25 protein-coding genes are annotated in these 26799 nt (G+C 70.6%); 18 read left to right on the top strand and 7 right to left on the bottom strand.

Annotated features, from left to right (window positions below; all coding sequences use genetic code 11):
* Positions 1–54: 54 nt before the first annotated feature.
* The 4 genes from D9C15_RS18930 to ppsA all read left to right on the top strand — a co-directional run bounded on the left by D9C15_RS18930 (position 55) and on the right by ppsA (position 6403).
* The gene (locus D9C15_RS18930) at positions 55–1248 is read left to right on the top strand and encodes a phosphoglycerate kinase (protein WP_128000013.1); all 1194 of its coding nucleotides are present in this window, start codon (positions 55–57) and stop codon (positions 1246–1248) included.
* 58 nt (positions 1249–1306) lie between these two features.
* On the top strand, positions 1307–2737 hold the full coding sequence (pyk, locus tag D9C15_RS18925; RefSeq protein WP_128000012.1) for a pyruvate kinase: 1431 nt from the start codon (positions 1307–1309) through the stop codon (positions 2735–2737).
* Complete coding sequence (locus D9C15_RS18920) at positions 2737–3948, top strand: threonine ammonia-lyase (RefSeq protein WP_128000011.1); 1212 nt, start codon at positions 2737–2739, stop codon at positions 3946–3948. The genes pyk and D9C15_RS18920 overlap by 1 nt, the downstream gene beginning before the upstream one ends.
* 64 nt (positions 3949–4012) lie before the next feature.
* A complete protein-coding gene (gene ppsA / locus D9C15_RS18915; RefSeq protein ID WP_128000010.1) occupies positions 4013–6403 on the top strand; it encodes a phosphoenolpyruvate synthase in 2391 nt (796 codons plus the stop codon).
* An 8-nt stretch (positions 6404–6411) separates the two neighbouring features.
* On the opposite strand, the gene D9C15_RS18910 is transcribed toward ppsA, so the two are convergent.
* Positions 6412–7440 carry an STAS-like domain-containing protein gene (locus D9C15_RS18910; RefSeq protein ID WP_128000009.1) on the bottom strand — a complete coding sequence of 343 codons (1029 nt, stop codon included), beginning with the start codon at positions 7438–7440 and terminating at the stop codon, positions 6412–6414.
* Between the two features lie 175 nt (positions 7441–7615).
* Between D9C15_RS18910 and fba the strand changes: the two genes are divergently transcribed.
* The 7 genes from fba (at position 7616) to D9C15_RS18875 (ending at position 14512) form a co-directional block, all read left to right on the top strand.
* Positions 7616–8680: a class II fructose-bisphosphate aldolase gene (gene fba, locus D9C15_RS18905; RefSeq protein WP_128000008.1), complete on the top strand. Its 1065-nt coding sequence runs from the start codon at positions 7616–7618 to the stop codon at positions 8678–8680.
* Between the two features lie 117 nt (positions 8681–8797).
* Positions 8798–9700, top strand: coding sequence for a phosphoribosylaminoimidazolesuccinocarboxamide synthase (locus D9C15_RS18900; protein WP_128000007.1), 903 nt, complete (start codon positions 8798–8800; stop codon positions 9698–9700).
* Positions 9691–10797, top strand: coding sequence for a tetratricopeptide repeat protein (locus D9C15_RS18895; protein ID WP_128000006.1), 1107 nt, complete (start codon positions 9691–9693; stop codon positions 10795–10797). The genes D9C15_RS18900 and D9C15_RS18895 overlap by 10 nt, the downstream gene beginning before the upstream one ends.
* 62 nt (positions 10798–10859) lie before the next feature.
* Positions 10860–11342, top strand: a complete 483-nt coding sequence (purE, locus tag D9C15_RS18890) for a 5-(carboxyamino)imidazole ribonucleotide mutase (protein WP_128000135.1) — start codon at positions 10860–10862, stop codon at positions 11340–11342.
* Positions 11339–12511 (top strand): 5-(carboxyamino)imidazole ribonucleotide synthase, encoded by a 1173-nt coding sequence (locus D9C15_RS18885; protein ID WP_128000005.1) that lies wholly within the window; start codon positions 11339–11341, stop codon positions 12509–12511. The genes purE and D9C15_RS18885 overlap by 4 nt, the downstream gene beginning before the upstream one ends.
* A gap of 11 nt (positions 12512–12522) precedes the next feature.
* Positions 12523–13506, top strand: coding sequence for an L-threonylcarbamoyladenylate synthase (locus D9C15_RS18880; protein ID WP_128000004.1), 984 nt, complete (start codon positions 12523–12525; stop codon positions 13504–13506).
* Between the two features lie 49 nt (positions 13507–13555).
* Positions 13556–14512, top strand: a complete 957-nt coding sequence (locus tag D9C15_RS18875; RefSeq protein WP_205854840.1) for an SGNH/GDSL hydrolase family protein — start codon at positions 13556–13558, stop codon at positions 14510–14512.
* Positions 14513–14522: 10 nt separating this feature from the next.
* Here the strand turns inward: D9C15_RS18875 and dacB are convergent, their stop codons facing one another.
* Positions 14523–15959 carry a D-alanyl-D-alanine carboxypeptidase/D-alanyl-D-alanine endopeptidase gene (gene dacB / locus D9C15_RS18870; protein ID WP_128000002.1) on the bottom strand — a complete coding sequence of 479 codons (1437 nt, stop codon included), beginning with the start codon at positions 15957–15959 and terminating at the stop codon, positions 14523–14525.
* A gap of 42 nt (positions 15960–16001) precedes the next feature.
* Here dacB and tsaB point away from each other — a divergent pair, with 42 nt between their 5' ends.
* The 4 genes from tsaB to D9C15_RS18850 are packed head-to-tail and all read left to right on the top strand — an operon-like array spanning position 16002 to position 20437.
* The gene (gene tsaB / locus D9C15_RS18865) at positions 16002–16691 is read left to right on the top strand and encodes a tRNA (adenosine(37)-N6)-threonylcarbamoyltransferase complex dimerization subunit type 1 TsaB (RefSeq protein WP_128000001.1); all 690 of its coding nucleotides are present in this window, start codon (positions 16002–16004) and stop codon (positions 16689–16691) included.
* A gap of 35 nt (positions 16692–16726) precedes the next feature.
* A complete protein-coding gene (gene rimI, locus D9C15_RS18860) occupies positions 16727–17185 on the top strand; it encodes a ribosomal protein S18-alanine N-acetyltransferase (protein WP_128000134.1) in 459 nt (152 codons plus the stop codon).
* Entirely contained in the window at positions 17172–18005 is an 834-nt protein-coding gene (locus D9C15_RS18855; RefSeq protein ID WP_128000000.1) for a uracil-DNA glycosylase, read from the top strand. The genes rimI and D9C15_RS18855 overlap by 14 nt, the downstream gene beginning before the upstream one ends.
* Positions 18002–20437 carry a sensor domain-containing protein gene (locus D9C15_RS18850; RefSeq protein WP_240668463.1) on the top strand — a complete coding sequence of 812 codons (2436 nt, stop codon included), beginning with the start codon at positions 18002–18004 and terminating at the stop codon, positions 20435–20437. Before D9C15_RS18855 ends, D9C15_RS18850 begins: the two co-directional genes overlap by 4 nt.
* A gap of 20 nt (positions 20438–20457) precedes the next feature.
* Here D9C15_RS18850 and glmU read toward each other — a convergent pair whose 3' ends face one another.
* Entirely contained in the window at positions 20458–21852 is a 1395-nt protein-coding gene (glmU, locus tag D9C15_RS18845) for a bifunctional UDP-N-acetylglucosamine diphosphorylase/glucosamine-1-phosphate N-acetyltransferase GlmU (RefSeq protein ID WP_127999999.1), read from the bottom strand.
* Between the two features lie 31 nt (positions 21853–21883).
* Between glmU and D9C15_RS18840 the strand changes: the two genes are divergently transcribed.
* A complete protein-coding gene (locus tag D9C15_RS18840; RefSeq protein ID WP_127999998.1) occupies positions 21884–22741 on the top strand; it encodes a DUF6279 family lipoprotein in 858 nt (285 codons plus the stop codon).
* A 17-nt stretch (positions 22742–22758) separates the two neighbouring features.
* Here the strand turns inward: D9C15_RS18840 and D9C15_RS18835 are convergent, their stop codons facing one another.
* The 4 genes from D9C15_RS18835 to D9C15_RS18820 are packed head-to-tail and all read right to left on the bottom strand — an operon-like array spanning position 22759 to position 25475.
* Entirely contained in the window at positions 22759–23385 is a 627-nt protein-coding gene (locus D9C15_RS18835) for a DUF4136 domain-containing protein (RefSeq protein ID WP_127999997.1), read from the bottom strand.
* A gap of 31 nt (positions 23386–23416) precedes the next feature.
* Complete coding sequence (ttcA, locus tag D9C15_RS18830) at positions 23417–24310, bottom strand: tRNA 2-thiocytidine(32) synthetase TtcA (RefSeq protein ID WP_127999996.1); 894 nt, start codon at positions 24308–24310, stop codon at positions 23417–23419.
* Complete coding sequence (locus D9C15_RS18825; protein ID WP_127999995.1) at positions 24307–24702, bottom strand: dihydroneopterin aldolase; 396 nt, start codon at positions 24700–24702, stop codon at positions 24307–24309. Before D9C15_RS18825 ends, ttcA begins: the two co-directional genes overlap by 4 nt.
* Positions 24699–25475: an SDR family oxidoreductase gene (locus tag D9C15_RS18820; protein WP_127999994.1), complete on the bottom strand. Its 777-nt coding sequence runs from the start codon at positions 25473–25475 to the stop codon at positions 24699–24701. Before D9C15_RS18820 ends, D9C15_RS18825 begins: the two co-directional genes overlap by 4 nt.
* A gap of 18 nt (positions 25476–25493) precedes the next feature.
* Here D9C15_RS18820 and D9C15_RS18815 point away from each other — a divergent pair, with 18 nt between their 5' ends.
* Positions 25494–26594, top strand: coding sequence for a class I SAM-dependent methyltransferase (locus tag D9C15_RS18815; RefSeq protein WP_127999993.1), 1101 nt, complete (start codon positions 25494–25496; stop codon positions 26592–26594).
* An 11-nt stretch (positions 26595–26605) separates the two neighbouring features.
* Positions 26606–26797, top strand: coding sequence for a DUF2905 family protein (locus D9C15_RS18810; protein ID WP_127999992.1), 192 nt, complete (start codon positions 26606–26608; stop codon positions 26795–26797).
* Positions 26798–26799: the final 2 nt, after the last annotated feature.

The following is a 26799-nucleotide window of genomic DNA, read 5'->3' as shown; positions in this document are numbered from 1 at the left end:
GGTTGATCCGACTATGTAACCAAGTTACCTTATCATCCACTACAGAGTTACGCCATGAACGTTCTCCGTTTCTCCGATCTCGTCGCCGCCGGCAAGGCGGCGGGCCAGCGGGTCTTCATCCGCGCCGACCTCAACGTGCCCCAGGACGACGCTGGCCGCATCACCGAGGACACGCGCATCCGCGCCTCGGTGCCCTGCGTCGAGATGGCGCTGAAGGCCGGCGCCGCCGTGATGGTCACCTCCCACCTCGGGCGCCCGACCGAGGGCGAGTTCAAGCCCGAGGATTCGCTCGCACCCGTCGCCGCCCGCATGGGCGAGCTGCTCGGCCGCGAGGTAAAGCTGGTCTCCAACTGGGTCGACGGCGTGCAGGTCGCGCCCGGCCAGGTGGTGATGCTCGAGAACTGCCGCCTCAACAAGGGCGAGAAGAAGAACAACGAGGAGCTTTCGAAGAAGATGGCCGCGCTGTGCGACATCTTCGTGCACGACGCCTTCGGCACCGCGCACCGCGCCGAGGCCTCGACCTACGGCATCGCGCAGTTCGCCAAGGTCGCCTGCGCCGGCCCGCTGCTGGCCGCGGAAATCGACGCCATCTCCAAGGCGCTGGCCAACCCGAAGCGCCCGCTGGTGGCCATCGTCGCCGGCTCGAAGGTCTCGACCAAGCTGACCATCCTGCAGAGCCTGGCGAAGAACGTCGACCAGCTGATCGTCGGCGGCGGCATCGCCAACACCTTCATGCTCGCGGCAGGGCTGCCGATCGGCAAGAGCCTGGCCGAGAAGGATCTGCTCGAGGACGCGAAGGCCGTGATCGCCGCGATGAAGGCGCGCGGCGCGGCGGTGCCGATCCCGGTGGACGTGGTGGTCGCCAAGGAGTTCAAGGCCGACGCGACGCCGACGGTGAAGGCCGCCACCGAGGTCGCCGACGACGACCTGATCCTCGACATCGGCCCGAAAACCGCCGCGCAGCTGGCCGACATGCTGAAGGCCGCCGGCACCATCGTCTGGAACGGCCCGGTCGGCGTGTTCGAGTTCGACAGCTTCGCCAAGGGCACCGAGGCGATCGCCCGCGCGATCGCCGCGAGCAGCGCCTTCAGCATCGCCGGCGGCGGCGACACGCTGGCAGCCATCGCCAAGTACGGCATCGAGAAGCAGGTGGGCTACATCTCCACCGGCGGCGGTGCCTTCCTCGAGGTGCTGGAGGGCAAGACGCTGCCGGCCTTCGAGATCCTGGCCCGGCGCGCACAGGCATAACTGTCATGCCGATGGCGCGGGCCGGACGAACCCACAATCCACGAACGAAGGAGACTCCATGACCCGCGCCACCAAGATCGTCGCCACCCTCGGCCCGGCCTCGAGCGCGCCCGACGTGCTCGAGCGCATGATGCGCGCCGGGGTCGACGTCGTGCGGCTGAACTTCTCGCACGGCAAGGCGCAGGACCACATCGACCGCGCCACCCTCGTGCGCGAGGTGGCGGCGCGGGCCGGCAAGGAGGTCGCCATCATGGCCGACCTGCAGGGCCCGAAGATCCGCGTCGGCAAGTTCGAGGGCGGCTCGACGATGCTGCAGGTCGGCCAGCATTTCATCCTCGATGCCGCGTACTCCGAGCTCGGCAACAACGAGCGTGTCGGCCTGGACTACAAGGACCTGCCGCGCGACGTGAAGCCGGGTGACACGCTGCTGCTAAACGACGGCCTGCTCAAGCTGACCGTGGAATCGGTGCGCGGCGAGGAGGTGCACACCAGCGTGGCGCTGGGCGGCGAGCTGTCCAACAACAAGGGCATCAACAAGGCCGGTGGCGGCCTGACGGCGCCGGCGCTGACCGCCAAGGACATGGAGGACATCCGCACCGCGATGAGCTTCCAGTGCGAGTACCTCGCGGTCAGCTTCCCGAAGAATGCCACCGACATGGAGATGGCACGCCAGCTGGCCAACGTGGCCGGCGAGCCGTGGCGCCACAAGCCGGCGATGATCGCCAAGATCGAGCGCAGCGAGGCGATCCCCGTGCTCGACCAGATCCTGAAGGCGAGCGACGGCATCATGGTCGCGCGAGGCGACCTGGCGGTGGAGGTCGGCAACGCCGCGGTGCCGGCGCTGCAGAAGAAGATGATCCGCATGGCGCGCGAGATGGACAAGGTCGTCATCACCGCCACGCAGATGATGGAGTCGATGATCGTCAACCCGGTGCCCACGCGCGCCGAGGTCAGCGACGTGGCCAACGCGGTGCTCGACGGCACCGACGCGGTGATGCTCAGCGCCGAGACCGCCGCCGGCAAGTTCCCGGTCGAGACGATCACGCAGATGGCCGCGATCGCACTCGAGGCCGAGGCCGCCGAGGACGTGTCGATCGAGACCGACTTCACCAACAAGCGCTTCGGCCGCATCGACCAGTCGATCGCGATGGGGGCGCTGTTCACCGCGCACCACCTGGGCTGCAAGGCGATCGTCGCGCTGACGGAGTCGGGCTCGACCGCGCTGTGGATGAGCCGCCACAACATCAAGGTGCCGATCTACGCGCTGACCACGCAGCTGGTCTCGCAGCGCAAGATGACGCTGTACCGCAACGTGCGCCCGCTGCTGATGCCCAGCCACAGCGACCGCGACACCGCGCTGGTGGCCGCCGAGAAGCTGCTGGTCGAGCGCGGCGTGCTGCGCCCGGGCGACACCTACGCGATCACCTGCGGCGAGCCGATGGGCTACCCGGGCGGCACCAACATGCTGAAGGTCTGCCGCGTCGGCTGATGACCGGCACCCTGACGCTCGAGGACGTTCGCGCCGCCGCGCAGCGGCTGCGCGGCGAGGTGGTCGACACGCCCTGCCTGCACTCGCGCACGCTGTCCGCGCTGGCCGGCTGCGAGGTCTACCTCAAGTTCGAGAACCACCAGTTCACGGCCTCGTTCAAGGAACGCGGCGCGCTGAACAAGATGGCACAGCTCAGCGCCGCGGAGCGCGCCGCCGGCGTGCTGGCCGTCTCGGCCGGCAACCATGCGCAGGGTGTCGCCTATCACGCGCAGCGCATGGGCGTCCCGGCCACCATCGTGATGCCGCGCTTCGCGCCGGCGGTGAAGGTGGAGAACACGCGCCGCTTCGGCGCCACCGTGGTGCTCGAGGGCGACACCTTCGACGACGCCCGCGCCCACGGCCTGGCACTCGCGAAGGAGCGCGGCTTCACCGTCGTGCACCCGTACGACGACCTCGCCGTCGCGGCCGGGCAGGGCACGATCGCGCTGGAGATGCTGGCGCAGCAGCCGCAGCTCGACACCCTGGTCGTGGCGGTCGGCGGCGGCGGACTGATTGCCGGCATGGCCACCGCGGCGCGTGCGATCAAGCCCGACCTGCAGGTGTTCGGCGTGCAGACCGAGCGCTTCCCGGCCGCCTGGGCCGCAGTGCACGGCGTGGTGCGCGAGAGCGCCCAGGCCACCATCGCCGACGGCATCGCGGTGCGTGTGCCCGGCACGCTGACGCTGCCGATCATCCGCGAGCGCGTGCACGACATGCTGCTGGTCGCCGAGGAGGACATCGAGCAATCGATCCTGCTGCTGCTGGAGATCGAGAAGACGGTGGTCGAGGGCGCCGGCGCGGTGGGCCTGGCGGCGCTGATGAAGCACCGCGAGCGCTTCGCCGGCCGGCGCGTCGGCCTGGTGCTGTGCGGCGGCAACATCGAGCCGCTGGTGCTGGCCGAGATCATCGAGCGCGGCATGGTGCGATCCGGCCGCCTGGCCCGGCTGCGCCTGGACATCCGCGACGTGCCCGGCGCGCTGGCCGAGGTGGCCACCGCGCTCGGCAGGCTCGGCGCCAACATCGACGAGGTGCAGCACCAGCGGGCCTTCACCTCGCTGTCGGTCGAGCGGGCGCAGATCGAGGTGGTGGTGCAGACGCGCGGCGTGGCCCACATCGAGCAGATCCTTGCGTCCCTGCGCGAGCAGGGCTACCGGCCCGAACGCATCGGTTGACGCGGCTCAAGCGCCGCGGGTGCGCGGCGCCGGACCATGGCGGCTTCCGCCACAGGAGGCCGACATGAGCGCACCGACGAGCTGCATCCGCTGGTTCAATGAACTGACGCTGGCCGACCTGCCGCTGGTGGGCGGCAAGAACGCCTCGCTGGGCGAGATGCACAAGCACCTCGCGCCGCTGGGCGTGCGCATCCCGGGCGGCTTCGCCGTCACCGCCGAGGCGTATCGCGAGGCGCTGGACGAATCCGACCTGTGGGTCGAACTGCACCGTGCGCTCGACGGGCTGGACAAGCGCGACGTCGCCGCGCTGGCGCGTGCCGGGCGGCGCTGCCGCGAGATCGTCTACGGCGCGCGCATGCCGCGCCATGTCGAGACCACGATCCGCGAGGCCTGGCGCGAGATGAAGGGCCGGCTCGGCGAGGACCTGAGCGTCGCGGTGCGCAGCTCGGCCACCGCCGAGGACCTGCCGACCGCCAGCTTCGCCGGCCAGCACGACACCTACCTCAACATCCACGGCGAGGAGCAGCTGCTCGACGCGGTGAAGCGCTGCCAGGCGTCCCTCTTCACCGACCGCGCGATCTCGTACCGCATCGACAACGGCTTCGACCACTTCAAGGTGTTCCTGTCCGTCGCGGTGATGCAGATGGTGCGCAGCGACCTGGCGTCGAGCGGGGTGATGTTCAGCATCGACACCGAGTCGGGCCACCCGGACGTGGTGTTCATCACCGGCGCCTGGGGCCTGGGCGAGAACGTGGTGCAGGGCGCCGTGGACCCCGACGAGTTCTATGTGCACAAGCCGACCTACCTGAAGGGCTTCCGCAGCGTGCTGCGCCGCACCCTGGGCGACAAGCAGGTGCAGATGGTGTATGCGAGCGGCCGCACGCGCGAGCCGGTGATCAACCGGCCCACGCCCAAGGCCGACCGGGCGCGCTTCTGCCTGAGCGACGCCGACGTGCTGGAGCTGGCCGGCGCGGCGATCCAGATCGAGCAGCACTACGGCCGGCCGATGGACATCGAGTGGGCCAAGGACGGCCCGAACGGCGCGCTCTACATCGTGCAGGCGCGGCCCGAGACCAGCGTCTCGCAGCGCAATGCCGCGCAGATCGAGGAGTTCGTGCTCGACGGCCAGGGCACGCCGACGGTGCGTGGCCGGGCGGTCGGCGCACGCATCGCGGTCGGACCGGTGCGGCGCGTGGCCGATGCACGCCAGCTCGCCGCCTTCAAGCCCGGCGAGGTGCTGGTGGCCGACACCACCACGCCCGACTGGGAGCCGGTGATGAAGACCGCCGCGGCCATCGTCACCAACCGGGGCGGGCGCACCTGCCATGCGGCGATCGTCGCGCGCGAGCTGGGCATCCCGGCGGTGGTGGGCGCCGAGCATGCCACCGAGCTGCTGGCCGACGGTGCGGCCGTCACCGTGTCTTGCGCCGAAGGTGCGGTCGGCAAGGTCTACCCGGGCGAGCTGCCGTTCCACAAGGAGGTGAGCGATCTCTCCGGGCTGAAGAAGCCGCGCACCGAGATCATGGTCAACCTCGGCAACCCCGAGCTGGCGTTCCAGACCAGCCTGCTGCCCTGTGACGGCGTGGGCCTGGCGCGCATGGAGTTCATCGTCAACGAACACATCAAGGTGCACCCGATGGCGGTGCTGCACCCCGAGCGCATCGCCGACGCCGCCGAGCGCGCGGCGGTGGAGAAGCTCTGGGCCGGCCACCCCGACGGCGCGAGCTACTTCGTCGAGCGCCTGGCCGAGGGCGTGGGAACGATTGCCGCGGCCTTCTACCCGCGCCCGGTGATCGTGCGGCTGTCGGACTTCAAGAGCAATGAGTACGCCGCGCTGATGGGCGGCCGCGCCTTCGAGCCGCACGAGGAGAACCCGATGATCGGCTTCCGGGGCGCGGCGCGCTACGTGCACCCGGCCTATGCGGAAGGTTTCGCGCTCGAATGTCGCGCGCTCAAGCGGGTGCGCGACGAGATGGGCCTCGTGAACCTGAAGCTGATGGTGCCGTTCTGCCGCCGGCTCGACGAGGCGCGTCGCGTGCTGGCGGCAATGGCGTCGCAGGGCCTGGAGCGCGGACGCAACGGGCTCGAGGTCTACGTGATGTGCGAGATTCCGAACAACGTGCTGCTGATCGACGAGTTCTCCGAGCTGTTCGACGGCTTCTCGATCGGCTCCAACGACCTGACCCAGCTCACGCTCGGGGTGGACCGCGACAGCGCCATCGTCGCCGAATCCTTCGACGAGCGCGACCCGGGCATGCTGAAGATGCTCAAGCTGGCCGTCGAGGGCGCCCGGCGCAACGGCCGCCACAGCGGCATCTGCGGCCAGGCGCCGAGCGACCACCCGGAGATCGCGAAGTACCTGGTCGGCCTGGGCATCGACAGCATCAGCCTGACGCCGGACACGGTGCTGCGCACGATGCGCATGCTGTCCGACATCGAGGCCGCGCGCGGCTGAGCAGGCGCTCAGGCGGCGTCGCGCCGCACCGCGTCGATCATGGCCTCGACACGCGGCGCGGCACGCACCGGCACGAGCGTGGTGTCGGGGTGGGCCCGGGCGAACACGCGAAACAGCTCGTCGGCAAAGCCGTGGCCGACCGCGTCGATCCCGTCGAAATCGAGTTCGGCCCGCGCGAAGCGTGCCAGGCGCTCGGCCGCGAGGCGCGCCTGGGCGCGTGACTCGAGTCCGGTCTGCGTGCCGATCAGCAGCTGCAGCGGCACACGCGTGCATTCGAAGGCATAGCCGTCACCCCGCAGGCTGTGGCTGCGAAGAACCTCGTCGACGCGCCGCGGCGTGTCCAGCGCGATGCCGACGAACACCGAGGTGCCGCGATCGGCGGCGGCACGTGTGGCGTGCCAGCGCCCGCCGTCCCAGGTGCGGCGCTGGAAGGCATGGCGGTTGGCATGCAGGTCCAGCACGTCGGCCAGGCGGGCCACGAAGTACAGGCCGCGGCCGCTGTGGCGCTCGGGCTGGCTGCTCAGCTTGCCCTTGGCCAGCTCGAGCGTCGCGCGCGTCGGGTCTTCGATGCCGAAGCACTGCCCGATGCGCACGTACAGGCCGCAACCGTCGTCCGAGACGAGCAGCTGAAGATGGCTCGCCGTCTGGCGCATCGACACGACGACTTGCGTGCCGCCGCTGTGGTCGATCGCGTTGTTGACCAGCTCGGTGAAGGCATGCTGCGCGATGCGCGCCAGCTCGGGTGGCAGCGCGACGCAGGGCGCGAAGTCGCGCGCCCAGGCGGTGTGTTCGTCCACCCCGGCCAGCGGGTAGCGGCGCACGACCTCGCGCAGCAGCCCAGGCGCGTGGCGCGGCCGGCGCGGCGTGCCGGTGGACACCAGCCACTGGGCGTCGACCAGTTCGTCCAGCCGGCGCCGGGCCGTGCGGCGGCCGACCTGCAGACGTTCGGCCAGGCGCTCGGCGAGCGTCTCCGGGTGGCGCAAGGCCTCCTCGGTGATCCAGGGCGTGACGGCGGACAAGGTCGGTCGGCGGGGCATGGCGGACAGTTCTCCCGCGCCGAGTGTTGCGCCGGCGTCGTGCCGGCCAACGCTCGAACAGGCGGGCTTTGGCACCTCATTCGCCGCGACCCGCTGGCTAGAATGAACCCAATGCGCCGGGGCGGACCACCCGGTCACCGCCGGCCAGCACGCCCATTCACTCCCGGAGACTCGTATGCCTCTCGTCTCGATGCGCCAACTGCTGGACCATGCCGCGGAAAACGGTTACGGTATCCCGGCTTTCAACGTCAACAACCTCGAGCAGGTTCAGGCGGTGATGACCGCAGCCGCCGAGGTGGGCGCGCCGGTGATCCTGCAGGCCAGCGCCGGCGCCCGCAAGTACGCTGGCGAGCCCTTCATCAAGCACCTGATCCTGGCCGCGACCGAGCAGTGGCCGAACGTGCCGCTGGTGATGCACCAGGACCATGGCCAGAGCCCGGACGTCTGCAAGGGCGCCATCGGCCTGGGGTTCAGCTCGGTGATGATGGACGGTTCGCTGCAGGCCGACGGCAAGACCATCGCGAGCTACGACTACAACGTCGACGTCACCAAGAAGGTGGTCGACATGGCGCATGCACTGGGCGTCACGGTCGAGGGCGAACTCGGCTGCCTGGGCTCGCTCGAGACCATGCGCGGCGACAAGGAGGACGGCCACGGCACCGACGCGACGATGACGCGCGAGCAGTTGCTGACCGACCCCGAGCAGGCGGCCGACTTCGTCAAGCGCACCCAGCTCGACGCGCTGGCCATCGCGATCGGCACCAGCCACGGCGCCTACAAGTTCACCCGCAAGCCCACCGGCGACATCTTGGCGATCGACCGCATCAAGGAGATCCACCGCCGCATCCCGAACACGCACCTGGTGATGCACGGGTCCTCCTCGGTGCCGCAGGACCTGCTGGCCGAGATCCGCCAGTACGGCGGCAACATGAAGGAGACCTACGGCGTGCCGGTGGAGGAGATCCAGGAGGCCATCAAGCACGGCGTGCGCAAGATCAACATCGACACCGACATCCGCCTGGCGATGACCGGCGCGGTGCGCAAGTTCCTGCACGAGCACCCGGAGAAGTTCGACGCCCGCGAGTGGCTCAAGCCGGCGCGCGAGGCAGCCTACAAGGTGTGCAAGCAGCGCTACCTGGAGTTCGGCTGCGAGGGCCAGGCCGGCAAGATCAGGCCGCAGACGCTGGCCGACGTGGCGCGGCGCTACGCGAGCGGCGAACTGGCGCAGATGGTGGTCTGAGCCGAGCCGGCACCTGCCCGGGACCCGGCCGCGGCCGGGTCTTTTCATTGCGGGTCCGTAGAATCCTGAGCCCGCTCCGACGTCCCTCCGTCCGTGTCCGAGCGTGCAGGAGTCCCCATGACCGACGCTCTCTACGACATCCACCTCACGTCGCTGCCGCTGCTCTCCAAGGGCAAGGTGCGCAACAACTACGCGGTCGGCGAGGACCGGATCCTGATGGTGGCCAGCGACCGCATCAGTGCCTTCGACGTGATCATGAACGAGCCGATCCCGGGCAAGGGCAAGTTGCTGACGCAGATGGCGCTGTTCTGGTTCGACAAGCTCAAGCACGTCGTTCCGAATCACCTGACCGGCGAGGACCCGGAGAGTGTGGTCGCTCCGGAGGAACGTGAGCAGGTGCGCGGTCGCTCGATGCTTGTCAAGCGGCTCAAGCCGTTGCCGATCGAGGCGGTGGTGCGCGGATACCTGGCGGGCAGCGGCTGGAAGGAGTATCAGCAAAGCGGTTCGGTCTGCGGCGTGAGACTGCCCCCCGGGCTCACGCTGGGCAGCAAGCTGCCCGAGCCGATCTTCACCCCCGCCACCAAGGCGGAGATGGGGCAACACGACGAGAACATCGACTTCCAGCGGGCCTGCGCCATCGTCGGTACGGACCTGGCCGAGAAGGTGCGCGAGATTTCGATCCGCCTGTACAGGGAAGCAGCCGCCTACGCTCTGGGCAAGGGAATCATCATCGCCGACACGAAGTTCGAGTTCGGGCTGGATGCCGCCGGCACCCTGACGCTGATGGACGAGGTACTGACCCCGGATTCATCGAGGTTCTGGCGGGTAAGTGAGTATATGGAAGGGGTCGCCCCGGTGGGGCTTGATAAGCAGGTACTGAGGGATTGGCTGGAGTCAGCGCATGTCGATGGACGCGTTTGGAACAAGTCAACCCCCCCTCCGAAGCTCATCGAAGAAGTGACGAAAGCTACAGCTGCATCGTACAGTGAAGTTGGTGCGGCACTTGGAGCGTGGAAGTGACCTCTCGAATACTGAGCGACCTCGAGAGAAGTATCCGAGCATCAAGTGACGAGCGAGAGATCGCATTGCTTCGAGCTGAGCGGGCTCTGCATCTTGCCCGCCGTGGTGGCGAGTCACAAAGCAATGCTAGGCAAGAAATAGATGTGCTCCGGAAGAAAAATCTCTCCTGGGGCAGTCCTGAACTGAGTGCCTGGTGTCACCTTGCGGAAGGCATGCTGCAGTTGACCGTTGGAAACTATGCGCGTGCTGCGGATAGCATAGAACGTGCTCGGGCCGTCGCGGCGTCGGTATCTGATCGAAGAAGTCAATCTTGGGCGGTCACATTGCAGGCATTCCTCTCGTATGTTCGTGGCGATATTGACGACGTAAACGAGAAGGTGAGGTGCGTGTTCGATTGGATAGTCGATGCTGACCCCTTGGCTGTTGCGCGAGCCAAAATGCTAGTTGGTCAGATACTTCACTATGCCGGAAGGTATGAGTCAGCTCGCCAATGGTATGCGGAGTCCCGAAGTCTTGCCATGTCGAGAGGGGATGATGGATTCGCAAGTGCCCTGCTTTTCAACGTCGCGTCGCATCATGTCTGTTCGCTCCGTCATCAGTACTTTCGCGGGGCGAATATACATGAGTTCGCGAGACTGGTGTCGCTTGCAGTAGATTCGGTAAAGAACTATGACGACCATGCTCGAATCTCTAGCCAAAGTGCGTTCTCATCAACTCTGCAAGCTTCCATTTATATCTTCATGCAAAAGTTTGAGGAGGCGGAGGTGCTCCTGCGTAGCTCTGAAGATAAAGCTGATGAAGGGGGGCTATCAAAAATGAGATCGATATATCTTGTCGATCTCGCATACTGTCGCCTCAAGATGGGAATGATTGAGGATGCCGTCGCCGTGGCAACTCCCGCAGAAAATGCCATTTCGGACGTCGAGCATCCAGAGAATGCTGCATATACAAGGGATAGATTGGCGGAGTTCTACTTAGATTTAGGTTATAATGAGCGGTCGATTGCGCTGCATGATGTCGCAACGTCAGATTGGCGACGATATGAGCATGAGCAAGGTCTCGCTGTAGATAGTCTGAGAAGGTGGAGAATAATTTAGATGAACTCCTTTCTTCCGGTTCAGTCTTCAAACGGGGAGTTTCTGCCTTGATTGCAGTTGTAATGGGGTCTTCGTCCGATTGGGACGTTATGCGACATGCTGCGTTTATCGTGGGCAAGTTCGCAGTTGAGTGCGAGAGACTGGTCCTCTCCGCCCACCGCATGCCCGACGACATGTTCGCCTTCGCAGAACAGGCGGCATCCCGTGGCGTGAAGGCCATCATTGCGGGCGCGGGCGGGGCGGCGCATCTGCCCGGCATGCTGGCGGCCAAGACGACGGTGCCGGTGCTGGGGGTGCCGATACCCAGCAAGCATCTGCAGGGCGTGGATTCGCTCTACTCCATCGTGCAAATGCCCAAGGGGATTCCGGTGGCCACCTTTGCCATCGGGGCTGCCGGGGCGGCGAATGCGGCTCTGTTTGCGATCGCGATGCTCGCCAACGAGGATCCAGCGCTGCGCGCCAAGCTCGAGGCCTATCGGGCGGAGCAGACCGCCCTGGCGCGTGCCATGACGGCCGAGTTGCAGAAGGACCTGCCCAGCCCATGAGCGCCTCGGCCCCTTTCATCGGTCCCGGTGCCACGCTCGGCGTGATGGGCGGCGGGCAGCTCGGTCGCATGTTCGTGCACGCCGCACAGCGCCTCGGCTACCTGACCGCGGTGCTCGACGAGGACCCGGCCAGCCCCGCCGGCCGGGTGGCGCACTACCACGTGCAGGCCGGCTACCTCGACGAAGCCGGCCTGGCCCAGCTGATGCAGCGCAGCGCCGCCATCACCACCGAGTTCGAGAACGTGCCGGCCGCCGCCTTGCGCACGCTGGCCGCGCACCGCCCGGTGGCCCCGGGCCCGGAGGCGGTGGCGGTGTGCCAGGATCGGGCTGCCGAGAAGGCGCATTTCGTCCGCAGCGGCGTCGCCTGCGCGCCGCATGCGCTGATCGAGACGCCCGAGCAGCTCGCCGCGGTCGACGCCCGCCTGTTGCCCGGCATCCTCAAGACGTCCAGCCTCGGCTACGACGGGAAGGGCCAGGTCCGGGTCGACGACCGGGTGGCGCTGGCCGCCGCCTGGGACGCGCTCAAGCGTGTGCCCTGCGTGCTCGAGCAGCGCCTCGACCTGGCCTTCGAGATCAGCGTGATCGTCGCGCGTGCCGCCTCCGGGGCGCTGGTGCACTTTCCTCCGCAGCACAACCTGCACCGCGACGGCATCCTCGCGGTCACCACGGTGCCGGCGCCCGGGCTGGACGTCGCGCTGGCCGAGCGGGCCGTCGGCGCGGCGGGGCGCATTGCCGCCGAACTCGGTTACGCGGGCGTGCTGTGTGTCGAGTTCTTCGTGCTGCGTGATGGAACGCTGCTGGCCAACGAGATGGCGCCGCGGCCGCACAACTCCGGCCACTACAGCATCGATGCCTGCGACCTGTCGCAGTTCGACCTGCAGGTGCGCGCGCTGACCGGCGCGCCGCTGGTCGCGCCGCGCCTGCACTCGAGCGCGGTGATGCTCAACCTGCTCGGCGAGCTCTGGTTCCGCGACGGCTCGGCCGAGCCGCGCGAGCCCGACTGGGCTGCCGTGCTGGCCCTGCCGGGCGTCCATCTGCACCTGTACGGCAAGCTGCAGGCCCGCGCGGGCCGCAAGATGGGGCACCTGACCTGCACCGCGGCCACCCCCGAGCAGGCCCGCGCCACGGCGCTCGAGGCCGCGGCCGTGCTCGGCATCGCGCCGTTCTGACCCGCACCGCGATGCTGCTGGCCGGGGAGGACCCCATCGCGGTCGAACGCGCCGCGCAGGTGCTGGCCGAGGGCGGCTTGGTCGGCCTGCCGACCGAAACCGTCTACGGGCTCGGCGCGCGTGCCGACCGCGACGAGGCCGTGGCGGCCATCTTCACCCTCAAGGGGCGGCCGAGCGATCACCCACTGATCGTGCATCTGGCCGAGCCGGGGGATGCGGCAGGCTTCGCGGCCGACTGGCCGCCGGTTGCGCAGCGCCTGGCGGAGGCGTTCTGGCCCGGGCCGCTGACGCTGATCGTGCCGCGCCGCCCCGAGCGGGCCGCGGCGGCGGCGGCCGGGCAGGGCTCGATCGGCCTGCGCTGCCCGGCGCACCCGGTGGCCCGGGCGCTGCTGCGCGCCGCGCGCGAGCGCGGCGTGCCGGGCGTCGCGGCGCCCAGCGCGAACCGTTTCGGCCGCATCAGCCCGACCCGTGCCGAGCATGTGGTCGAGGAGTTCGGTGACACCTTGCTGGTGCTCGACGGCGGGGCCTGCCCGGTCGGCATCGAATCCGCGATCGTCGATTGCACGCGCGGCCACCCGGTGCTGCTGCGGCCCGGGCAGCTCGGCCGCGAGCGCCTCGAGGCCGCCGCCGGCGAGGCGCTGCGCGAGCCCGACGACGAGGCACCGCGTGCCTCGGGCACGCTCGAGGCGCACTACGCGCCGCGCGCCCGGCTGCGCCTGATGCCCGCGCCGATGCTGAACACGGCGTTGCAGGTGCTCGGGCCGGGCGAGGTGAAGCTGGCGCTATATTCCCGCACGGTCCGCCTGCCGCCCGGCTCGCGGTTGCGGCACAAGCCGATGCCCCTGCAGGCGGACGCGGCGGCGCACGATCTGTTCGCCGACCTGCGCGAGATCGACGCGCTGGGCGTCGACCTGATCTGGGTCGAGGAGCCGCCACCCGACCCGGCCTGGGATGGCGTGCGCGACCGCCTGCGGCGAGCTGCCGCCGCCTCCTGACCCCCGTCGCCCCGCACCACTGACCATCAGCCTCACCATGAATCTCCCGATGCGATTGCTGCGCCGCGGCGCAGGCGCGCTGTCCCTGGCGGCCACGTTGCTGCTGGCGTCCTGCGGCGGCGGCGACCCGGTGGTCGCCTTCAACCCCCAGCGGCTGATCGCCTTCGGCGACGAGGACAGCCTGATCACCGACGAGGGCCGCAAGTACACCGTCAACGCGCTGGCCTCCAACGGCACGAACGGTGAGCTCGACTGCGCGGTCAACCTGGTCTGGGTGCAGCGCCTCGGCGCGGACTTCGGGCTGGTGTTCCCGCAGTGCAACCCGAACAACCTCGAGAACCTCGGCAGCCTGATGTACGCCACGCCCGGCGCCAAGGTGGCCGACCTGGCCGAGCAGGTCACCCAGCACCTCGCGCTGGACACCTTCGTGCCGCGCGACCTGGTCACGCTGATGGCCGGCCGCAACGACGTGCTCGACCTGTACCGCCAGTACCCCGCCTCCGGCGCGGCCGAGCTGCTGCAGGCTGCCGGCGACGCGGGCCGCCTGCTGGCGGCGCAGGTCAGCCGCGTCGCGCGGGCCGGCGGCAAGGTGCTGGTGTCCACCGTGCCCGACCTCGGCTACTCGCCGTTTGCGATCAAGGAGAACAACGACACCGGCGATGCCACCCGCGCGGCGTTCATCTCTCAGCTGGTGGCCGCCTTCAACGAGGGCTTGCGCCTGGGCATCCAGGACGAGACCGGCGACCGCGTGGCGCTGATGCTGACCGACGAGCTGGTGCAGAGCATGGCCAAGTTCCCGGCCAGCTACGGCAACATGCGCGACGTGACGACGGCCGTCTGCGATCCCGCCAAGGCGCCGACCGTCTCGCTGTGCACCACCGACACGCTGGTGACCGACGGGAACGCGTTCCTCTGGATGTGGGCCGACGACACGCACCTGAGCCCGAACGGCCACGCCTACATCGGCGCGCTGGCCAGCTCCCGGGTGCGCACCAACCCGTTCTGACCCGTTCCGCTCAGTTCTGGCTGTCCAGCGGCGCGCCCGAGGCGAGCGGTTCGGTGATGGCCCATTGCACCAGCGCGTCGAGCGCCGGCCGGGCCGCGCCGGCGTTGGCGTGGTTGACCACCGCCACCAGCACGTAGCGCCGCCCCGAGGCGGAGAGCACGAAGCCGGCCACGCCGGCCACGTCGCGCAGCGAACCGGTCTTCAGGTGGGCACGGCCGGCCGGTGCGCGCGAGCGCAGCAGCGTGCCGTCGGTGCCCGAGACCGGCAGCGAGGCGAGCAGCTCGGGCATCACCGGGCTGGCCCAGGCCGACTGCAGCAGCCGGGCGAGCTGCTGCGCCGACAGCCGCGTCTCGCGTGACAGCCCGGAGCCGTTGTCCAGCACCGCTCCCTCGGCCGCGCGGGCACCCAGGCGCTCGGCCAGCCAGCGCCGCAGCACCTCGCGCGAAGCCTCGGGCGTGCCGCCAGCACCGCGCACCAGGCCGAGCGTGAGGAACAGCTGCTGCGCCATCACGTTGTTGCTGAACTTGTTGATCTCGCGCACCACCTCGGCCAGCGGCGGCGAGACCAGCGTGAAGCTCGGGGCCGTCGCGGGCGCGGGGCCGTCGCGCACCGTGCCGGCGAGGCGTCCACCCAGCTCGCGCCACAGGCCGGTCAGCAGCCGTTCGTCGTAGCGCCGCGGGTCGGCATAGGCGAGCGGCCACTGCTTCTCGCCGCAGGCGAGCGGGAAGCTGCCGCCCAGGCGCACCCGCTGCGCGTCGCCGAAGTCGGCCCTCAGGTCGCCGCGCCAATCCGCGCACGGGCCACCGGACAGCGGCACGCTCGCCGGGGCGGCCACGCCAGCGAGCGTCGGCTCCACGCCCACCAGCGCCAGGCCGCGTGCCGCGTCGGGCGTGAAGCTCAGGATCACCGAACGGTAGGCGAGCAGCAACGCGTCGGCGCGCACGTTGTACGGCCGCAGCGGCTCGCCGTCGAAGTCGCCCGGCGCCTGCTCCGGCACGCCGAAGGCGCTGCGGTCGAGCACGATGTCGCCCTGGATCTCGCGCACGCCCAGCGCCTGCACGCGGCGCAGCAGCAGCCAGAGCCGCTCGGGCACCAGCTTCGGGTCGCCCTGGCCCTTGATCACCAGGTCGCCGCGCAGCACGCCGTCGGCCACGCTGCCGTGCAGCCAGACCGGGGTGCTCCAGGTCCAGCCCGGGCCGAGCAGGTCGAGCGCGGCGTAGGTGGTCCACAGCTTGGTCAGCGAGGCCGGGTTCTGCGCCTGCTCGGCCTGCCAGGCCAGCCGCGTGCGGCTGCTGCCGGCCTCCTGCACCACCACCGAGAGCGCCTCGGGCGGCACCCGGGCCCGCTCCAGCGCGGCCAGCACCTCGGGCGGCAGGCGGGCCACCGCCACGGTGCAGAACGCGGCACCGAACACGGCCAGCACGCGACGGATCCAGGGCAGTCCCATGCGTGGATGATCGCATGGCCCCCGTGACCTACACTCGCCCGCATGACCCGGTTGCTCGCCTTCGACACCTCGACCGAGGTCATGAGCATCGCGCTCGTGCACGAGGGCGGCACGCTGCAGGTCGAGGCGGCCGGCGGCGCTCAGGCCTCGTCGCGGCTGATCCCGGAGATCCTCGCGCTGCTGGCGCGCGCCGGCTGCCGCCTGGCGGCGCTCGACGCCATCGCCTTCGGCGCCGGCCCGGGGGCCTTCACCGGGCTGCGCACCGCCTGCTCGGTGGCGCAGGGCCTGGCGCTGGGGGCGGGCAAGCCGGTGCTGCCGATCGATTCGCTGCGCATCGTCGCGCAGGACGCCGCCGGCACGGCCGGCTTCGACGGCTGGGTGGCGATGGACGCACGCATGGACGAGGTCTATGCCGCCCGCTACCGGCGCGACGAGAGCGGCTGGCAGGTGCTCGACGCGCCCGCGCTGTGGACCTTGCCGGCGTTGAACGCCCGCTGGGCGGCCGAGCCGCCGCGCCGCGTCGCCGGCAGCGCACTCGCTGCCTTCGGCGCGCGCCTGGCCACGGGTGACGCGGTCTGCCACCCGCAGACGTCCTCGCGGGCCGGCGCACTGGCCGTGCTGGCGCGCGAGGCCTGGCAGGCCGGCGCCGCGCTGGACGCGGCGCGTGCCCTGCCGGTGTACCTGCGCGACAAGGTCGCGCTCACCACCGCCGAACGCGAGGCGGCCCGTTGAGCGCGGTGCCCGACGATGGCCGCCTGCTGCTGCCGATGGGCATCGGTCAGCTCGACGCGGTCATGACCGTCGAGACCGCGGCCTACGAGTTCCCGTGGTCGCGCGGCAACTTCATCGATTCGATCGCCGCCGGCTACGCGGCGCAGGTCCTGTACGGCGCGGGCGGCGAGCTGCTGGGCTACTTCGTGGCGATGGGCGGCGTCGACGAGATGCACCTGCTCAACATCACCACGGCACCGCCTCACCAGCACTGCGGCCATGCCCGTTTCATGCTGGACGCGCTGGTGGCGCTGTGCCGCCGCCGCGGTGCGCGGCGCCTGTGGCTCGAGGTGCGGCGCAGCAACCTGCGCGCCCAGTCGATCTATCGGCGGCGCGGCTTCGCCGAGGTCGGCGCGCGGCGCGGCTACTACCCCGCGCCGCAAGGCCAGCGCGAGGACGCGCTGGTGATGAGCCTGGACATCGGTGCCGGCGGAGAACGCGATGCGCTGGACTGAACGCCAGCGCGCACTGCTCGAGGCCATGGGCCTGCGCCTGTGGCTGCCGGCCGCTGCGCCGCAGCCCGAGCCGGTGCTCGAGTCGGTTCACGAGTCGGTTCACGAGTCGGCCACGGCGCCGGACGCACGGGCCTTCAACACACCGGCGTTCGACGCGCCGCCCGCGGCCCCCGTACCGATCGCCCCGGCGCCGACTGCCCCGGCCGCGGCCCGCCGCCCCGCCGGCGTGGCCACGATGGACTGGGCCGCGCTGCGCGAGGCGGTGGCGGGCTGCACCGCCTGCAAGCTGTGCCAGGGCCGGCGCCAGACCGTCTTCGGCGTCGGCAACGAACAGGCCCGGTGGATGATCGTCGGCGAGGCGCCCGGCGAGCAGGAAGACCGCCAGGGCGAACCCTTCGTCGGCAAGAGCGGCCAGCTGCTCGACAACATGCTGCGCGCGATCGGCCTGACCCGCAGCCCCGACGAGCCCTCGCGCCAAGTCTACATCGCCAACACGCTGAAGTGCCGTCCGCCCGGCAACCGCAACCCGGAGCCCGAGGAGCTGGCGCAGTGCGAGCCCTTCCTGATCCGCCAGATCGAGCTGATCCGCCCGCGCATCATCCTCGCGATGGGCCGCTTCGCGGTGCAGAGCCTGCTGCGCAGCCACGAGCCGATCGGCCGACTGCGCGGGCGCGTGCACCGCTACCAGGGCGTGCCGCTGATCGTCACCTACCACCCCGCCTACCTGCTGCGCAACCTGGAGGACAAGGCACGCGCGTGGGACGACCTGTGCCTGGCGCGCGAGACCTTCGCCGCCCTGCCGGCCGAGGGCCACGCGTGAAGACCGGCGCCGGCGAGCCGGCCCTGGTCGACGAAGCCGCCTGGGACGCCCTGCCGGGCATGCTGCTGATGCTCGATCGCACCGGCGCGCTGCTGCATGCCAACGCCGACGCGGTGCGCTTCGCCGGCCGGCCGCTGGCGGCGCTGCAGGGCCGGCACTGGCAGGACCTGCTCGCGCCGCCGGCGCTGCAGCAGCTGCTGGCCGCGCTGCACGGCACGGGCGATTTCGAACTCGAGCTGCCGATGCAGCCGGCCGGCGCGGCCGCCGACACGCCGGCCTGGGTGCGCTGGGCCGGACGCTGGCAGGCGGCCGGGCAGCACTGGCTGTGCCTGCTGCACGACGCCGCCGCGGCGCGCCGCTCCGAGGCCGAGGCGCGGGCCCAGGCGGCGCTGTTCCGCCTGCTGGCCGACAACGTGCCGGTGCTGATCGCCTACTACCGGGCGAGCGACTTCCAGTGCCGCTTCGCCAACAAGGCCTACGCCCACACCTTCGGCACCGACGAACGCGCCATCGTCGGCCGCACCTTCGCCGAGGTGATCGGTGCGGAGGCCGCGGCGCAGATCCAGCCCAGCGTCGACATGGTGCTGCGGCGCCAGCAGGCCGCCTCGTACGAACGCGAGCTGGTGCGCGCCGACGGCAGTCCGCGCTGGATCGACGTCAACCTGCTGCCGCATGTCGCGGAGGACGGCGAGACGACCGGCTGCTTTGTGCTGATCTCCGACATCACGCGCCACCGCCTGGCCGAGCGCGCGGTGCGGGCCTCGGAGGAGCGCCTGGCCAAGTTCATGCAGGCCAGCGCCGAGGGCATCGTGTTCCACCACGACGGCGTGATCACCGACGCCAACCCGGCCCTGTGCGCGCTGATCGGCTACCGGCTCGACGAGCTCCTGGGCCGGCGCACGCTGGACTTCGTCGCCCCCGACCAGCACGTCACCGTGATGGCGATGGTCTCCAGCGCCGCCGAGACGCCCTACGAGAGCGTGCTGCTCGACAAGTCCGGCCAGCGCATCGCGGTGGAGTTCATCGGCCGCACGCTGCAGCACCAGGGCCAGGCGATGCGCATGTCGATCGTGCGCGACATCCGCGACCGCCAGGCCGCGCAGGCGCGCATCCACCACCTGGCGCACCACGATGCGCTGACCGGCCTGCCCAACCGCATGGCCTTCATGGAGCAGCTGCAGCTCGGGATGGCCGCGGCCGATGCGAACGGCAGCCGACTCGCGCTGCTGTTCGTCGACCTGGACCACTTCAAGCGCGTCAACGACTCGCTCGGCCACCTGGCCGGCGACGCGCTGCTGCGCATCGTGGCCGAGCGCATCCTCGGCTGCCTGCGCGCCACCGACCGCGTGGCGCGCTTCGGCGGCGACGAGTTCATGGTGCTGCTGCAGGGCATCGGCTCGCCTGAGCAGCAGCGCGACGACGTCGACCAGGTGGCGCGCAAGCTGCTGGCGGTGATCGCCGCGCCGCTGATCGCCGAGGGCGGGCCGATCTCGGTGGCGCCGTCCATCGGCGTGGCCTTCTACCCGGGCGACGCGCGCAGCGCCGACGAACTGGTGCAGCACGCCGACAACGCGATGTACCAGGCCAAGGCGCGCGGCCGCGCCCAGCACTGCTTCTTCGACCCCGGCATGGCCGACACTGCCTACGCCGCGCTGGTGCTCGAGGGCCAGCTCGCACACGCGCTCGAGCGCGGCGAGTTCGAGCTGTACTTCCAGCCGCAGCAGCGCGCGCGCGATGGCGCGCTGGCCGGCGCCGAGGCGCTGCTGCGCTGGAACCACCCCGAGCGCGGACTGCTGACGCCGGACCAGTTCATCCCGGTGGCCGAACGCCAGCGCCTGATGCTGCCGATCGGCCAGTGGGCGCTGCGCGAGGCGGCGCGCTGGGCCGCCGCCTGGCATGCGCAGGGACTGGCCGTCGCGCCGGTGGCGGTCAACCTGTCGACGGTGCAGTTCCAGTCGGTCGGCTTCGTCGAGGCGGTCGCGCAGGTGCTCAAGGAGGAGGGCAGCCCGGCGCTGGTGGCCGGCCTGCTCGAGCTCGAGCTGACCGAGCGCATGCTGATGGACGACCTCGGCGAGGTGAAGCACCGCCTGCAGCGCCTGAAGGCGATGGGGCTGGGCATCGCGGTGGACGACTTCGGCACCGGCTACTCGTCGCTCAGCCACCTGAAGGAGCTGCCGATCGACAAGGTCAAGATCGACCGCTCGTTCGTGCACGACCTGCCCGGCAACCTCGACTCCGCGGCGATCACGCGCGCCATCATCGAGATGGCGCGCAGCCTCGGGATCACCTCGATCGCCGAGGGTGTCGAGACCGAGGCGCAGCGCGACTTCCTGGTGGCCCGCGGCTGCGACGAACTGCAGGGCGAGCTGATCGGCCGCCCGATGCCGGCCGCTGCCCTGCAGCAATGGGTGCAGGCGCGCTGGCCGGCCTGACCGGGCGCGGCTGAGCGCGGTCAGCCCGCCTTCGGCGCCTTCACCGGCCGCGTCCAGCCCGGCAGCGACACCGGCTTGGCGCGCGCCACGGTCAGCTGCCCGGCCGGTGCGTCCTTCGAGAGCGTCGAACCGGCTCCGATGGTGGCGCCGGGCCCGATCGTCAGCGGCGCCACCAGCACGCAGTTGCTCCCCACGTGCACGTTCGCGCCGATCACCGTGCGGTGCTTGTACGCGCCGTCGTAGTTGGCGGTGATGCTGCCGGCGCCGTAGTTGACCTTCTCGCCGACCGTCGCGTCGCCCAGGTAGGCGAGGTGGTTGGCCTTGGCGCCGCGGGCCAGCGACGAGTTCTTCACCTCGACGAAGTTGCCGATGTGCACGTCCTCGCCCAGGTCCGCACCCGGGCGCAGGCGGGCGAAGGGCCCGACCAGAGCCCGCGGCCCGATGCGCACGCCGGACGCCTCGCCGTCCATGTGGGTGAAGGGATGGATCACGGCGCCGGCCTCGATGCGGGCATTGCGGATCACGCAGTGGGACGAGATGCGCACGCCGTCGCCCAGCTCGACCCGGCCCTCGAACACGCAGTTGACGTCGATCTCGACGTCCTGCCCGCAGAGCAGCTCGCCGCGGACGTCCAGGCGCGCCGGGTCGGCCAGGCGCACGCCGGCCTCCATCAGGCGCTCGGCCAGGCGGCGCTGGTAGCGGCGCTCCAGGTCGGCCAGCTGCAGCGGGCTGTTGACCCCCAGCACCTCGGCCTCGTCGTGGGCGTGCGTGGCCACCACGCCGACATGCTCGCGCACCGCCATCGCCACCACGTCGGTCAGGTAGTACTCGCCGGCCGCGTTGTCGTTCGTCAGCGCCGCCAGCCAGCGCTTCAGCGCGGCCGTCGGCGCGGCCATCACGCCGGTGTAGACCTCCTTGATGCGGCGCTGCGCCGGCGTGGCGTCCTTGTGCTCGACGATGCCCTCGATCGTGCCGCCCACCGGGTCGCCGCTGCGCACCACGCGGCCGTAGCCGGTCGGGTCGGGCAGCACGATGGTCAGCAGCGCCAGGTGACGGCCGGCGCAGGCGTCCACCAGCGCACGCATCGTGTCGGGCTCGATCAGCGGCACGTCGCCGTTGAGGATCAGCGTGACACCTTCGTCGTGCAGCAGCGGCGCCGCCTGCTGCACGGCGTGGCCGGTGCCGAGCTGGGGTGACTGGCGCACGAACTGCAGGTTGGGCGCCGAGACGGCCGCCTCCACCTGCTCGGCGCCATGTCCGGTGACCGCGACGATGCGCTGGGCATGCAGCGTGCTTGCCGAGTGCAGCACGTGCTCCAGTAGACTGAGGCCGGCAAGGCGGTGCAGAACTTTCGGCAGGGCCGACTTCATGCGGGTGCCCTTGCCGGCCGCCATGATCACGATGTCCAGGGCCATGTCGTCGGTTCTTTCGCGAGGTGGGGTCCCAATGCTGTGCCGCATTATCGTGGCGCTGCTACTGCTCGCCCTGGGGGGGTGCAGCGCGGTGCGCCTGGGCTACAACCAGGCACCGGAACTGGCCTACTGGTGGCTCGACGGCTATGTCGACTTCGACGAGGTGCAGACGCTGCGCACCCGCGAAGGCCTGCGACGCTGGTTCGACTGGCACCGCCGCACCCAGCTGCCCGACTACGCCCAGCTGCTGGCGCGTGCGCAGGTCGAGGTGCTGGGCGACGCCACGCCGGACCAGGCCTGCCGCTGGTGGGACCGGCTGCGCGAACGCGCCGATCTGGCCCTGGGCGAGGCGATGCCCCACGCGGCCGAGGTGCTGCCGCTGCTGGGCACCGCGCAGATCCGCCACGTGGAGCGCCGCCAGGCCAAGAGCAACGACGAGTTCCGCCGCGAGTACCTCGACGACGACCCGGCGCGGCGCCTGCAGGCCAACGTCGACCGCGCGGTGGACCGTGCCGAGCTGCTCTACGGCCGGCTCGACGACGCGCAGCGCGAGCGGGTCGCCCGGCTGGTGGCCGGCTCGCCCTTCGACGCCGAGCTCTGGCAGGGCGAACGCCGCGCCCGCCAGCAGGAGGCCCTGATGCTGCTGCGCCGGGTGATCACCGAGAAGCCCGGCCGCGACGCCACGATCGCGATGCTGCGCGTCTACGCCGACCACCTGACGCGCTCGCCGCGCGAGGAGTACCGGCGCTACCAGCACAAGCTCACCCAGTACAACTGCGCCTTCGCCGCCACCCTGCACAACATGACGACGCCGGCCCAGCGGCTGACGCTGGTCGGCAAGCTCAAGGGCTGGGAGGGCGATCTGCGCGTGCTGGCCAGCGACGCGCCCTGAGCGTCTGAGCGTCCCGCTTACGACGACGGCTTGTTCGGGTCGATCGGCGTGGTCACGCGGCGCGGGTTGACGCCGCCGGTCGGGAAGTCCTTCAGCGCCGCCTCGAACATGGCCGGCAGCAGCGAGCGGATCGCCGGGGACGAGCCGTCGTTGACGGCGCGTGCCTCGAACAGCGGCTGGGCGCTCTGGCGGTCGCGGATCAGCAGTGCCACCTCGCGCTCGTAGTTCGTCGTCGCGGTGGCGAAGCCGAAGCCGAACCCCGGGCCGGGACGCCAGTACGGCCGGCCCCAGCGGCTGTAGTACAGCCCGCCGCGCCACCAGAACGGATCGTCGTAGTAGAGGTACTGGTCGGTCGCATCGACCCGCGCGCCGAGCTGCACGACGTACTCCGCGCTGCGGGCATCGGCGGCCGGCGTGAAGCCGGCGAGCTCGAGCGCGCGGCGGGCGGAGTCCTCCAGCAGCTGCTGCTGGTCCGGGCGCGCCTGCTGCGAGGGCAGGCGTTCGAAGGTGTAGCTGCCGGGCTTGCGGTCGGCCGGCCACTGGCTGAAGCTCGAGACCTCGCTGGTCAGCTGGTTCAGCGAAGCGCAGCCGGCCAGCAGCAGCGCGAGGCCGGCGGCGAGCAGGAAGGACAAGGTGCGTGACATGGCGGGCTCCCGCGTGCCCCGGGGGGCGTGATCAGTCGTCGCGGTGGATGCGGATCGGCGCCTCGGCCGGGCCGCAATCCTCCTCCTCGTCGAACGCGCGGTCGCCCGCCGGGTTGACGACGCCCGTGGTTTGGAGCGTCGTGAACGGATAGAGGTTCCGGTCCATCATGTGCGAGGGCACGATGTTGCCCATCGCGGTGAAGATGTTGTCCAGCCGGCCGGGGAACTGGCGCTCCCACTCGCGCAGCATCTTCTTCATCTGCACGCGCTGCAGGTTCTCCTGGTTGCCGCACAGGCTGCACGGGATGATCGGGAAGGCGCGGTGCACTGCCCAGCGCTCCAGGTCGGTCTCGGCCACGTAGGCGAGCGGGCGGATCACGATGTTCTTCCCGTCGTCGCTCACCAGCTTGGGCGGCATGCCCTTCATGCGGCTGCCGAAGAACATGTTCATGAACAGCGTCTGCAACATGTCGTCGCGGTGGTGGCCGAGCGCGATCTTGGTCGCCCCGAGCTCGCCGGCCACGCGGTACAGGATGCCGCGGCGCAGCCGCGAGCACAGGCTGCACATGGTCTGGCCCTCGGGGATCAGGCGCTTGACGATCGAGTAGGTGTCCTGGTTCTCGATGTGGAAGGGCACGCCGCGGCTGGCCAGGTACTCGGGCAGCACGTGCTCGGGAAAGCCCGGCTGCTTCTGGTCGAGGTTGACGGCCACCAGCTCGAAGGCCACCGGCGCGCGTTGGCGCAGGTTGATCAGGATGTCCAGCAGCGCGTAGCTGTCCTTGCCGCCGGAGACGCAGACCATCACCTTGTCGCCCGGCTCGATCATGTTGAAGTCGGCGATCGCCTGGCCCACCTGTCGGTGCAGGCGCTTGGACAGCTTGTTGATCTCGCGCGTGTGCTTCGCGTCCTCGAGCACGGCACTCATCGTTCTTCCTTCACGGCAAACACCTCGCAGCCGACCGCGGCGCAGTCGGGGTACACGTCGGGCTTCTCGGTGGACACGCGCACCGCGCGCACGCCCGGGTGCGACAGCAACTCGGCGAGCAGGTCGTCGCACAGCGTCTCCTGCAGCTCCACGTGGCCGCGGGCGATGCGCCGGGCCACCGCCTCGCGCACGAAGTCGTAGTCGACCACCTCGTGCAGCTTGTCGCTGGCCGGCGTGGAGTGGGCCAGCGGCACGAACAGGTCGACGTTGATGACCACGCGCTGCGCCCCGGTCTTCTCGAAATCGTGCGCGCCGATGTGCATCTGCACCACGTGATCGCGCAGGAACAGGCGGCGGCAGCCGGCCAGGCGCGGGTCATCGGTCCAGCTCATCGTGCCGCCTCGCGCACCAGGTGCACCACGTCGCGCGCCTGCGGCGCGAGGTGCTGGCCGCCGTCGACCAGCAGCGTGGTGCCGGTCACCGCGCGCGCCTCGAGCAGGTAGGCCACCGCCCGGGCCACGTCCTCGGGGGTGGACGAGCGGCCCAGCGGCGTGAGCCGGTGCGCGGCCGCGAACTCGGCTTCGCTCATGTCGCCCGAAGGCAGGGTCACGCCCGGCGCGACGCCGCACACACGCACGCGCGGCGCGAGCGCCTGCGCCAGCACCACCGTGGCCTCGCGCAGGGCCGCCTTCGAGAGCGTGTAGGAGAGGAAGTCCGGGTTCGGGTTCCAGAGCTTCTGGTCGAGCAGGTTGACGACGCAGCCCTCGCCGCCGCGGTCGGCCAGGTGCGCATGCAGCGCCTGGGCGAGCAGGATCGGCGCCGCCGTGTTGCAGCGCCAGTGGGCCTCCATCGCCGCATGGCCGAAGCTCGCGGCAGCGTCGGGTTCGAACAGCGAGGCGTTGTTGACCACGGCGTCGACGCGCCCGAGGCGCCGCACCACGGCCGGCAGCAGCGCGCGGGTGGCGGCCTCGTCGGCCAGGTCGGCGGCGAAGTCCTCGGCGCGGGCGCCGGCCTCGCGCAGCGCGGCCAGCGTCGCCTGCGCATCGTCGGCGTGGCCGCGGTGGTGCAGCGCGATGTCGTGCCCGCGCGCGGCCAGTTCGAGCGCGATGGCGCGGCCGAGCCGGCGCGCGGCGCCGGTGACCAGCACGACGGGACGAGGGTCCATGGTTCCTACAATGCCGCGATGCAAAACGACGAGCCCGATAGTGTATCGGCCGCCCTGCGCCGGCGACTCCACGGGGCCATCGCCGAGGCCGGCGGCTGGCTGGGCTTCGACCGCTTCATGGAACTGGCCCTGTACGCCCCCGGGCTGGGCTACTACAGCCGCGCGGCGCGCCAGTTCGGCCACGGGCCGGGCTCGGGCAGCGATTTCGTCACGGCGCCGGAGCTCTCGCCGCTGTTCGGCCGCGCGCTGGCGCGCCAGCTGCGGCAGGCGCTCGAGGTCGCTCGGGCCACGGAGCTGGTCGAGTTCGGCGCCGGCTCGGGTGCGCTCGCGGCACAGCTGCTCGAGGCGCTGGGCGATGCCGTCACGCGCTACACCATCGTCGACCTGTCGGGCACGCTGCGCGAACGCCAGCGCGAGCGCCTCGCGGCGCATGCCGGCAAGGTTCGCTGGCTCGACCGCTGGCCCGAGGCGATCGAGGGCGTGGTGGTCGGCAACGAGGTGCTCGACGCGATGCCGGTGCAGCTGCTGCACTTCGACGGCGAGGAATGGGCCGAGCGCGGCGTGGCCGTCGACGGGGAGCGCTTCGTGTTCGCCGACCGTCCCACGCCGCTGCGCCCGCCGGTGGCCGGTTTCGCGGTGCCGGGCACGGTGACCGAGATCCATCGCCAGGCCGAGGCCTTCGTCGCGACGCTGGCCCGGCACCTGGTGCGCGGCGCCGTCTTCCTGATCGACTACGGCTTCCCCGAGGCCGAGTACTACCACCCGCAGCGCCACGGCGGCACGCTGATGTGCCACCGCGCGCACCGGGCCGACGCGGACCCGCTCGCCGACGTGGGCGACAAGGACATCACCGCGCATGTCAACTTCACCGGCATCGCACTGGCCGGCCAGCAGGCCGGGCTCGACGTGCTGGGCTACACCACGCAGGCGCATTTCCTGATCAACTGCGGCCTGCTCGAGCTGCTGCAGGGCGCCGATGCGCGCACCGTGGCCAATGCGCAGAAGCTGCTGACCGAGCACGAGATGGGCGAGCTGTTCAAGGTGATCGGCTTCGGCCGCGGCATCGAGCTGCCGGAGCCGCTCGGCTTCGCGCGCGGCGACCGAACGCACACCCTGTAGCCGGAGCCCCCATGCGCTGGCTGCTGATCTTCCTGCTCTCGTTCCTGGTGTTCCAGGGCCTGGCCGGCTGGCTGCGCCGCATCGGCCTGGGGAGGCTGCCGGGCGACTTCAGCTTCCGCTGGCGCGGCCGCGAGTGGCACGTGCCGCTGGCCAGCAGCCTGCTGCTGAGCATGCTGGCGATGCTGGTGGGGGCGCTGGTCTAGAC

The organism is Piscinibacter defluvii (assembly GCF_004011805.1).
GTDB lineage: Bacteria > Pseudomonadota > Gammaproteobacteria > Burkholderiales > Burkholderiaceae_C > Piscinibacter > Piscinibacter defluvii.
Note: the sequence above shows the minus strand (reverse complement) of the source record. Positions and strands in the feature narration are given on the sequence as shown.